The organism is Coxiella endosymbiont of Ornithodoros amblus (genome assembly GCF_019425495.1).
Classification (GTDB): domain Bacteria; phylum Pseudomonadota; class Gammaproteobacteria; order Coxiellales; family Coxiellaceae; genus Coxiella.
Genome location: NZ_VFIV01000047.1, coordinates 1 through 9,745 on the forward strand (window position 1 = coordinate 1; position 9,745 = coordinate 9,745).

Genomic DNA, 9,745 nt, shown 5'->3' on the forward strand with positions numbered 1-9,745 from the left:
ACATTATTTTTGTAAAAGAGATATCCAAAAATACTTAATTAACTAGCCAATTTCTAGAACTTAATATAGCTCTCTGGATCACACGAACAAGCCGCGGGACGACAGGCAGCGTTAATTAACGGCATTCTCTAGTAAAACACTAACAAAAATTGATCAAAAATTATTCATTCAGGATGGTAAAAATTTTATTTCTGTCTGTAATGCAAGACCTCATTTTTACCAAAGTGAGAAAGACATGAAATCAATTAACAAAATAATACCAACCGTTTCTCTTTGTTATTTCGGACAAAATGCGCTGGCAGCGGCCATCACTTTTAATGGGAAAAGTTATTTCTTTGATTATGGCGTATTATCACGACAATTCAAAAAAAACCAGTAACCCAATATTCTCTTTTTTGCATTGCTTACCTTACTAAATTATTTACTGCAACGACGGCACCTTATTTGGAGCAAGCCAAAAAAAATTAATCTTAATCCTCCTGTTTCACATTATCTTACCCAATTAAAAAAATCCAGAATTTAATATTATTAACACACACTTCAGGGCTTTCTCTATTCACCCCCTGTCACTAACCAATCTCAGTTAATTACCTATCTCAATAAATGGACGCCCAAAGAGCCAATAGGTACGGATAAAAATGTATTCGAACCTCGTATGGCCTGAATGAGAATCTAATCGACTACTGGAAGCTATCAAAAGTCAGTTGCAGATGCAATTTTAAAGCCACTTAAACTTTCTCATACTTTTTCAAACACTGTCGAACAAAAATAACTTCGTGCAAAGTTGCAATTCAGCTAAAAAAGCGATTCCTTTCACAGATTCTACGTTGCTAACAGCTAATGGGATGTATGCAAGCAGTGCTGATTTAATTTGATTCATCCAAACTAATCTTCAATCGAAATTTTCAACGGCGAAATCTTTAAATACGGCTTTGTAATCCACTCAAAAATTTATTATAAAACCCCTTTTATCACCCAAGCTTTAGGCTTGGAAGCTTACCCGAACGCACTTAAATTAGAAACTTTAATCCAATGGCATAACAATGCACTAAAAGCGAAAGCCTCCTAATTAAATCCCCTCCTCCCCGCTAACCAAGAGGGTTATTTTGATAAAACTGGAACTGGGGATCAAAATGCTTTCGCTAGTTATGTCGCTTTTGTTCCGTAATAACAAAGATAAGAATTATTTATATTGGTTAACAAATTTTAAAATCATAATTTCCCACCCCACCAGCTGGAGAGGGCAGAAGTGGATTCTTTGCGAAAGGATATGAATATTCTAGGCGAATACTGCCATTTCGTTGGTGAGTTCGTGATCCACAGAAAATGCTGATACACTCCCGCTTAGCAATAGCCGTTTTTATTTTTTGAATTTTTAAAGCTATATAACCCATAATGTACACATCGTCCGCCAAGATTTTGAAAAATTCATCAAAGTGTAATAAATTTCCTCTCTATTAAGAACAAGCCAGATCAGAAATTAAATTAGGGGCACTTTTTTTAAATTTTAAGTGCATAAATATTCCGCGATGTTTCATTTTCTGTTGGTCTGAAAGATAAGCGACAATAAACTGCCAAACGCATGCCGGAAAATTGAGAATTTTTTACGAGTATACTCGAATACCAAAATCCTCAAGGTGTTCCAATTGACGATCGGAGGAAAAACTTCGTGGCAATCCGAAAATAAAACTACTCACCCATTTATAAATAATTAACGCTAAGAGGGTAGTCTTCTTCTTCAATGCTGTAGACGGCTAAAGCCTCATTTTTTACAGCATAACCAATACAATAAGGACAATGAAAATATTGTCCGACCAAAAAGTTTCTATCCCCTTTATTGACGGAAGTTCATCAACAACACCCGTGGCTAGAATGATTTTTCTACTTTAAATACGGGAGCTATTTTGCAGTTGCAATGTAAAAGCCCGATTATTTATATCAGAAATGAATTTAATGTTTCGAGAAATTACTTGAACAGTTTCAAGTTGCTGAACCTCTTTGAGTGCTCGTTTTAGAAACGTTAACGGCTTAGTTTGTTCATTACCCAGCAAATTGGAAGCATTCGCTGACTTTAGATTTCGCAGTTGATCGATAACAATGACATTATAACAAACTACCTAACAAAAAAACCGCACTCAAACCAGAAAAGCTTCATCCGACAATAACCAAATCGACTCCCTCAACTGGCATATAATTCTCCTTCCTATTTCTTTTACACGAATTATAACTATTAAAAACTTCTACTGCTGTTCTTTAGCTCTCTCCTCGCCTCTGCCGCAAGCGGAAGAAGGATTTTGGAAGGGTAGCACTGAGGGGTTTTTATAATTTTTTCTCAATGCAAACTAAGCCATTTTTCTAGAGTGATATAAATTTGACAATAAAAATAGATAATTTTATTCTGTCAATAAATAGTCTCTACGCCAAGGAAAAATGATCAAAATCAATGTATGGGAAATGCTGCTTAATATCATAGATGGTTGAAGGCATCGTCAAATCTTTGGCGTTTTCGTTAACACCATCAATCTGCTGGCAAACGTACTTCGCATTGACAAACGAAAACACTTTGTTGAATGGTTTGTACAACATAAAATAGATCATGCTTCGGTATTAGCACTCACTGGACAAGTGCCGCGCGATGAAATTGGTACAGAATATCACCAAGAAATTAATCTCGATCGTTTATTTGATGACGTTTCGGTGTACAATGAATGGTTTATTGTGACAGAACAAATGCCTCGCATCGGACTTTTAGTCGTAAAAACAGCGATAGTACGACAAGGAGTAGCACATTTATTCATTATCTATTGAGATCGGCCCTTCTAAAGAAATTAATTGGTCATTGGACCACCCTGTTTTTCAAAAATACCAGCAATCCGTTTCTGCGCCTTAAAATTTAGATTGCAACAGCCCTTAATCAATTCTGATAAGGTAACTATTTTCATTCGCTGAGGAGCCCGCGGCGCCACTCAAGAAATCTTAGACTTAGCGCAAAAGTTAAAATCACCCATTATTTACGCTCTTAAAGGGAAAGCACTTTTCCTAAATGAAGACACCCTTATTTGTCGCATGTTCGGCACCACTTGTGGCATGGAGGCAACGGAGTCATGTGAGTTTCTATTAATGCTAGGAACGGATTTCCCTTACCGTCAATTTTACTATCCCAAAGGGGAAACAATTATTTAAACAACGCCCTTCCTGAATATTTAGGCAAGCGCTGTAATGTAAAAATGAGCGTCGTCGGCGATGTTAAAGCGAGCGTAACAGCGCTTTTACTCATGATTAAGGAAAAGAAAAGTCACAAGCACTTAAAACGAACGCAGAAAGCGCAAAGAATGGGAAGAATGGATGTTAAAACGTGCCACTCGACCGTTACAGAACTCCATTCGCCCTCAAGCGGTGGCTCGTCTTATCAACCACTACGCCAACGATAACACTATGTTCACTGCAAACATAGGGGGAAACGATTATTTGGATGGCACAATAAAATAGAGATGAAAGGGGTGGCGCGATTTTATCGCTTCATTTAATCTAACTTCCATGACCAATGCTTTTGCGCAAGCGATTGGCATTCAAGGCTCGGATCGTACAGCCGCCAAGTCGGTGCGATGTGCAGTAATGGCGGGTTTACAATGCTGATAGGGAATTTTATCACTGTAGTCTCCCATCACTTACCAATTAAAGCTTTCGTATTTAAATAACGGAAAACTAGGTTTAGTGAAAATGGAAATGGAAGCCAGCGGCTAACCAGAATGTGGGGTGGGTTCCTTGCATAATCGCAATCTGGCCGATTGTGCAAAAGCAATGAGTGGCGAAGGCATTCGATGAAAGACATGATAAACTCAAAACGCTGTTAAACGCGCTTTTGAAGTCGATGGTCCTGTACTCGTTGATGCTTTAACGAATTCCAACGAACTTAATCGTTCCACCTAAATTAAAGTCCGCCGAAGCGTGGAGATTTAGTATTAGTAAAATGAAAGAATTGTGAGCTAAGATAGAATAGTGCTTTATCAATTATTTAACCTCGGCCCCGTTTGGTCCGCACCAATAATAATCGTCTTATTTTTGCCATAAAAATACAAAATTAGTCGGTTTTAGCCTGTCCTTACATTATTAAGTTATATACGCCGGGACCTCATTCCTCAAAGAATAGGTCATTTTTTGATCAGTTTATTTGCATTATTCCTGCCGATTGCTATATTTGCTTTGAAAATTCATCACAAAATTCAAAAAGGAGGTCTCTATGGCCAAAGAGAATAAAACCAACTCTATTAAGGAAGAGTTCGTTACATTTAGTGATGATGTCGCTAAATTACGGGGTGATCTCAGTAGTATTATTCACAAATTAAATTCATTTAGCAAAACGGAGGCTAGCATGATAAAAAATAACTTTGTCAATCGAGGACATGATGTCATTCATTTAGTAAAAAGAAAATGCAAAAAGAAACCGTTAGCAACTCTCGGATACGTATTCGGCGCTGGAATAACCACTGGAATAATTAGCCGCATCATGGTCGCTCGAAAAAAATAAAATGATAGTGAGTTGAGTTTTGTACTTGCCTTTGTCCTTCTTTTGACGGCATGGGTATTGATGTTACTAGGTGTTTGGTTGTGCTTACTTCATTTTATTTTTACCTTACCACCCACATAGGACCAATACTCTCTGCGTTTATTTGCGGGCTTATTATTTTTATTCTCGCTCTTATTTTGATAGGGTTAGTAACTCTTTTTAAAAAGATTAAACTTTCGAAAACTAAATCTCAAATGAAATCAACTTTTCCTGACATATTTTCAGTAATTAGTAAGCATTTCGGTAAAAGCATTTTAGGAGTCGATGCTTCTGGATTTTTACTCGGTTTTTCAAAAGAAACACGGGAAACGCTAATCAATAGTTACTGTTCTTTATTTAAAAAATACATTGAAGAAATTAATGAGAAGCCTAACGATGATAAAAGGTGTTATCCCTAAAAAGAAGCTCCATTCCAGTATTCCACTTCGCTGTATACGGGCTACTTGAAGGCGGATGAAAGAATTTTGTAAGCTAATTTTGCGGCTAAAAAATCACAACCATGGAATCCAGGGATAGGAGCTAATTCATTAATATCAGCGCCCACAATAGTGCCTACTTGACTGGTCGCGCTAATAATTTCTTGGGCGTCATTCCAAAAAAGGCCGCCGGGTTCGGGGGTCCCAGTGGCAGGCATTAAACTGGTATCAAAACCGTCAAGATCGAAAGTCAAATAAATATAGCGATTTTTTAAAGGCGCGACGATTTTGTTAACATCCCAAGTTTTTTTATCTTTCGCCCAATAAATATGAATGCGATTGCGGTTGGCTTCAAAAAAGGGAATTTCTTCCGCTGAAATATTTCGAATACCGACTGAAATGACTTCTACACTAGGATAATCCAAACAGCGTCTAATAGCAGAGGCGTGCGAATAATGCTCGCCTTCATAGCCATCGCGCAAATCTGCATGAGCATCAAAATGTAAAATCGCTAAGTTATCATAGGCGTTTACAAACGGGCGAATAGAACCCGCCGTAATTGAATGTTCGCCTCCAAAAACGAATGGAAATTTTTTGTCATCTAATACCCGTTGTACTAACGCTTCCAGTTGTTTCAACGCGCTTTGCATATCGGCTTCGATTTTAGATTCTTCCAACGTCACGATGCCGATATCGCGATAAGGTTCACACCAAAGCGCTTCATCAAATAATTCTACTTCAAAAGATGCTTCAATCATTGCCGCTGGCCCTTGTGCCGTTCCTCCTCTATAACTAACCGAACGTTCAAGTCCAAAAGGAATTATCACCGCTTTGGCTTTTTCATAAGAGACGGCCTTTTGCGGCTCAAGTCCTAAAAAGCCTTTTTCAGGAGGAAGGCACTTCATTATTTTGATTCCGATTTAAATAAATTTCCGTATTGTCGAGGCGAACGATCTTTCCAATAACCGCGATGGAAAGCATCGCTCGCTAACAAAGGCAAGACCGAGGTCGCTTCCGCATATACCATCTGCTCATAATCTGTATTAACTTTACCCCATGAGCACGCTTCTTTAAGCGTTGAACTTGAACACGCGCCATCACGTACATCGGCCACGGTGATTTGAATTGCGTATTTGTGCATATCTACCGTTTTACCAATGATTTCTGCACAAACCACCGTATCTTGCACAAAGTTTTTTGGCACACCGCCACCAATCATCAATAAACCGGTGGTACCCGCTTTAATTTTAATGTCTGTCAATTCGCGGAAATCTCGAATCGAATCGATTGTTAAATAGCGATCGGGATTTTTTACTTGATGTAAAACCAAACCAAAGCCTGCAGAAGAATCGGTAAAGGCAGGGCAAAAAATAGGTATGTCATGTTCATAAGCTAATTGCACTAAAGATTCTTCTTTCTTTGCTTTCCCTTGAGCGAGATAAGCGCCCATGTGATGGATAAATTCACGTGAGCTATGCGGACGCGGCTCAAGCAAGTTGGCAATTTCATAAATAGTGTGATCGCAATGCTGAAGGTCTTCCTCATCGATGTAAGTATCATAAATTCGATCGATATATAAATCCCGCAACTGGCAATCTTCAATAGCAGGGCTCCCTTGATAATGCCGAAAACCCAATGCTTCAAAAAAATCCATATCCACAATACTGGCGCCTGTCGCCACAATTGCATCAACCATATTATACTTCACTAAATCGGCGTACAGTTTCATACAGCCACCTGCCGAGGTCGAACCGGCGATGGACAAAATAATGCTGCATTGTTCATCTTGCAGCATTCTATTAAAAATCCGCGTTGCATGCGCAAGATCACGCGAGGTGAAAGACATATGATCCATAGCGTCGATAATAGGACGCGCATCAAAACGCGTGATATCAATATGCTCAATCGTTTCTTGCAGCAATTTTTCTTTTAACGAAGGCATCGATAGCTTTTTATTTTTCATCAATGTTTCCTCAAAAGGTTATTGGATTAGGCAGCGATGACTTCAAGCGGTTCGTGGGTAATATATTCATCCGAATACATGGTCATCAAGGGTTCATCAGAAACCATGATAACGCTTTCCCGCTGCTTAAAGCCGTTAAAGGCAGTAGATAAGGTACGGCCGTAAGCGCCCATCTGCCCAATTTCAATATAATCGCCCGCTTTGATGTCATTAGACAAATAAAAGGGACCTTTCATATAATCCAATGAATCACACGTGGGACCATAAAAGCTAAACGGCAAAAGATCCACATCCGCCGTGTGCTTTGGTCGCAATAAATGGACAGGAAAAATGAAGTGTGGAATACCCGCATCAAAAAGACTGCCATAAGTTCCGTCATTAATATACAAAATATCGTCCTTTCTCAATTCCACGTTCACAATGACTGACGTACTTTCTGCTACCAACGAACGTCCCGGCTCGCATAGCAATTGAATCCCGGGATGTCTTTGCACCACTTTAGCAAATTCGTCGTGAATCGCTTCAAAATAAATAGTCAGCGCCGGAGGAATCATACCCGGATAAATAGAAGGAAAACCGCCGCCGACATTAAAAGATTCAATTTCCACTTGAGCTTCGTTAATTACTTTGTCCGCCATTCGAATGGCAATTCGATAGGCGTCAGGATGCATGCATTGTGACCCCACGTGAAAAGTCACGCCGAGCTGATAAGCTGCCTTTCGCAATTGCTTCAACAACTCTGGGGCTTCATGCAAATTAATGCCAAACTTCTCGGCCAAATTAAATTCTGCAAACGTATTGGGTATTGCCAATCGCAGATGCAGGCAAAGATCCTTCGCATTTTCCGTATGTCGCAAGATTTTGCAGAGCTCCTCAAGACAGTCCAAAGAAAAATGACGAACGCCGTATTCAAAATATGCTTCACGAATCGCATGCGGCGATTTCACGGGGTGCATAAAGTAAAGTTCCGCTCCCGGAGCGTACTCTTTGATAATGCGGATTTCTTCATAAGAAGCAACGTCAAAGGCTTTCACGCCATGAGCGTGGACAGCTTGAATCACATGTTTTTCAGGGTTAGTTTTTACCGCATACAAAACTCGTCCGCCGAATTGCGTGCAGAAGTAATTGGCAGCACGCTCCAAAGCGGCTGGCCTAAAAGCAAAAACAGGCTGTATAGGCCTGCTCTCAGCGATAGAAGTAATCGTTTCAAGTTTCATCTTTGCATATAAAACCTATTCTGTGGCTATTAACCGCGATTTTTGCCTATGAATATATCAGTTTAAGGGCGATGTCAATTAAAAAATCATGGTCATTTTAAGAGGGAAAGCTATCATTACCGCAAGTGATAAAGACTAAAAAAACTTAAACCCGTCATGCCGACAAATTTGTCACTCCTGCGCAAATTACTTCATCCCCACACAGGCGAGGAGACCTACGCAACGCACCTTCTGTGCTGCCTAGGCCTGACTGCGCAAAATGACGAATTTGCGCAGGAGTGACGGACGACTGAATCCCCTAATTGTATCTTTCCGCTTACTTGGTATGTTAATCTTCAATCAGGGATGAGGAATAAGAAGAAAGGGATGCTTTTTGATTTAAGCTTGTTTATTGTCGATGAAATCATCGCGCAAGTTTGTGAATTTCATGCAAAAGAAGGTGTTGTATTTCCTAAAAACGTCGATGAGCTTTCTGAAGAAGATTTCCAACAAATTCTTGCTAATCATCAAAATGATTTAACCTACCGAGAGCTCAAAGAAGCGATCAACAATCTGGAGCCCGATCAACAAATGAAGCTCGTTGCGCTCAGGTCTTAATACGATGGGTTATCATCGTGAAAGAAAGATGATAAGAGTAATATTAAAGCATTCCATGGGCGGATCGTTTTTACGGCAGGGGGTTGCTAGTGCGTATGGTTTATTTATTATCGGTATCGTTACCACTATCCTCACCCCTAATCTAGCATTTAGCCATTTCTCAACTGGCTTTATTAAATGGGTGCCGCACTGGCTGCTACCGCTATTGGCCCCATCTCTTTTGGTCTTTTGTCTGACAAATTTGGGCGAAAAGGCTGTATGGTGTAGAAGTTCTTATCTTTGGTGCTGATTATCCTTCCATCACTATTATCGCCAGCGAATATGCGCCCAGTCAAAGACGTAGTTTTTTAGTCTTTCTCGTCTTTGCTATGCAAGCGCTCGGTTTGGTGGTAGGCCCTTTATTGGCTTCTTTTTTATTGGTCACCCTGCTTTCGCACACGCCGGTTTGGTGCATTTCGCTAGGTATTTATTGGTGGAGTCATCTCAGCTATTTCTGTTTTCTATCTCCAACAACAAATTGAAGAAACGCCCCACTATCTTTTGAAAAAATCGCCGCCGGTTGCCGTTAGCCGAGTCGTGTCAGATTTAACAGGCTTTGCCAAAAAATTAAATCCCAACAGACTCCTCACCTATAGCACCATTTATTTGAAAAAATAGCTCGTCCATCTCATTAGGACGGCGAGTGCATGGTCTCTACTGGATGTTGCTTTTATGAAAACAGCGTCTCATCAGTCCTTATTTTAAAATGGATTAACCCTTAAGCTCAATTAGTCACTAATACCCTTATTAACTGCTTTAACTTTTTTTGTTTTTACTGCCCCTGGTTATCTTTTAGTAGTTGCTACTCATATCGACCGCTTGTATTTTTAATTCAGTCTGCCGGAATCGAAGAACAAAATGCACCCAAAGAATTTATCCGCATCAAACAAAAAGTCAAAATCGAAGAGGGGGATAAAAGTGTCATGCTCGAACCCTATAACGGGTT

General features: G+C 39.7%; 8 protein-coding genes and 4 pseudogenes. 7 read left to right on the plus strand and 5 right to left on the minus strand.

Going from position 1 to position 9,745, the window contains the following annotated elements:
• Positions 1–748 precede the first annotated feature (748 nt).
• Both FIV31_RS06025 and FIV31_RS06030 read right to left on the minus strand, forming a co-directional pair.
• On the minus strand, positions 749–880 hold the full coding sequence (locus tag FIV31_RS06025; protein ID WP_280124147.1) for a hypothetical protein: 132 nt from the start codon (positions 878–880) through the stop codon (positions 749–751).
• A gap of 1,535 nt (positions 881–2,415) precedes the next feature.
• Positions 2,416–2,562 (minus strand): hypothetical protein, encoded by a 147-nt coding sequence (locus FIV31_RS06030; protein WP_280124148.1) that lies wholly within the window; start codon positions 2,560–2,562, stop codon positions 2,416–2,418.
• Between the two features lie 63 nt (positions 2,563–2,625).
• On the opposite strand from FIV31_RS06030, the gene FIV31_RS06035 reads away from it, so the two are divergent.
• The 5 genes and pseudogenes from FIV31_RS06035 (at position 2,626) to FIV31_RS06050 (ending at position 4,965) form a co-directional block, all read left to right on the plus strand.
• Positions 2,626–2,808 carry a hypothetical protein gene (locus FIV31_RS06035; protein WP_280124149.1) on the plus strand — a complete coding sequence of 61 codons (183 nt, stop codon included), beginning with the start codon at positions 2,626–2,628 and terminating at the stop codon, positions 2,806–2,808.
• 156 nt (positions 2,809–2,964) lie between these two features.
• A pseudogene (locus tag FIV31_RS08635) lies at positions 2,965–3,183 on the plus strand (hypothetical protein); the annotation flags it as partial.
• 162 nt (positions 3,184–3,345) lie between these two features.
• Positions 3,346–3,489, plus strand: a complete 144-nt coding sequence (locus FIV31_RS06040) for a hypothetical protein (RefSeq protein ID WP_280124150.1) — start codon at positions 3,346–3,348, stop codon at positions 3,487–3,489.
• A gap of 751 nt (positions 3,490–4,240) precedes the next feature.
• On the plus strand, positions 4,241–4,528 hold the full coding sequence (locus FIV31_RS06045; RefSeq protein ID WP_280124151.1) for a hypothetical protein: 288 nt from the start codon (positions 4,241–4,243) through the stop codon (positions 4,526–4,528).
• A gap of 60 nt (positions 4,529–4,588) precedes the next feature.
• A pseudogene (locus FIV31_RS06050) lies at positions 4,589–4,965 on the plus strand (hypothetical protein).
• Positions 4,966–5,006: 41 nt separating this feature from the next.
• Here FIV31_RS06050 and speB read toward each other — a convergent pair.
• Genes speB through FIV31_RS06065 form a run of 3 tightly spaced genes read right to left on the minus strand, consistent with a single transcriptional unit; the run spans position 5,007 to position 8,163 of the window.
• Positions 5,007–5,888: an agmatinase gene (gene speB / locus FIV31_RS06055; RefSeq protein WP_280124152.1), complete on the minus strand. Its 882-nt coding sequence runs from the start codon at positions 5,886–5,888 to the stop codon at positions 5,007–5,009.
• Positions 5,888–6,949 (minus strand): 1,9-bis(guanidino)-5-aza-nonane synthase, encoded by a 1,062-nt coding sequence (locus FIV31_RS06060; RefSeq protein ID WP_280124153.1) that lies wholly within the window; start codon positions 6,947–6,949, stop codon positions 5,888–5,890. The genes speB and FIV31_RS06060 overlap by 1 nt, the downstream gene beginning before the upstream one ends.
• Before the next feature lie 23 nt (positions 6,950–6,972).
• Positions 6,973–8,163, minus strand: a complete 1,191-nt coding sequence (locus FIV31_RS06065; RefSeq protein WP_280124154.1) for a type III PLP-dependent enzyme — start codon at positions 8,161–8,163, stop codon at positions 6,973–6,975.
• 345 nt (positions 8,164–8,508) lie between these two features.
• On the opposite strand from FIV31_RS06065, the pseudogene FIV31_RS06070 reads away from it, so the two are divergent.
• Positions 8,509–8,751, plus strand: a pseudogene (locus FIV31_RS06070) (DUF3775 domain-containing protein); the annotation flags it as partial.
• 863 nt (positions 8,752–9,614) lie between these two features.
• A pseudogene (locus FIV31_RS06075) lies at positions 9,615–9,745 on the plus strand (UDP-3-O-acyl-N-acetylglucosamine deacetylase); the annotation flags it as partial.

What these genes read in the sequence shown, in the direction of transcription:
- FIV31_RS06025 (WP_280124147.1), bottom strand. Translation starts at nt 880, where the DNA reads ATGAATCAAATTAAATCAGCACTGCTTGCATACATCCCATTAGCTGTT.
- FIV31_RS06040 (WP_280124150.1), top strand. Translation starts at nt 3,346, where the DNA reads ATGTTAAAACGTGCCACTCGACCGTTACAGAACTCCATTCGCCCTCAA.
- FIV31_RS06045 (WP_280124151.1), top strand. Translation starts at nt 4,241, where the DNA reads ATGGCCAAAGAGAATAAAACCAACTCTATTAAGGAAGAGTTCGTTACA.
- speB (WP_280124152.1), bottom strand. Translation starts at nt 5,888, where the DNA reads ATGAAGTGCCTTCCTCCTGAAAAAGGCTTTTTAGGACTTGAGCCGCAA.
- FIV31_RS06065 (WP_280124154.1), bottom strand. Translation starts at nt 8,163, where the DNA reads ATGAAACTTGAAACGATTACTTCTATCGCTGAGAGCAGGCCTATACAG.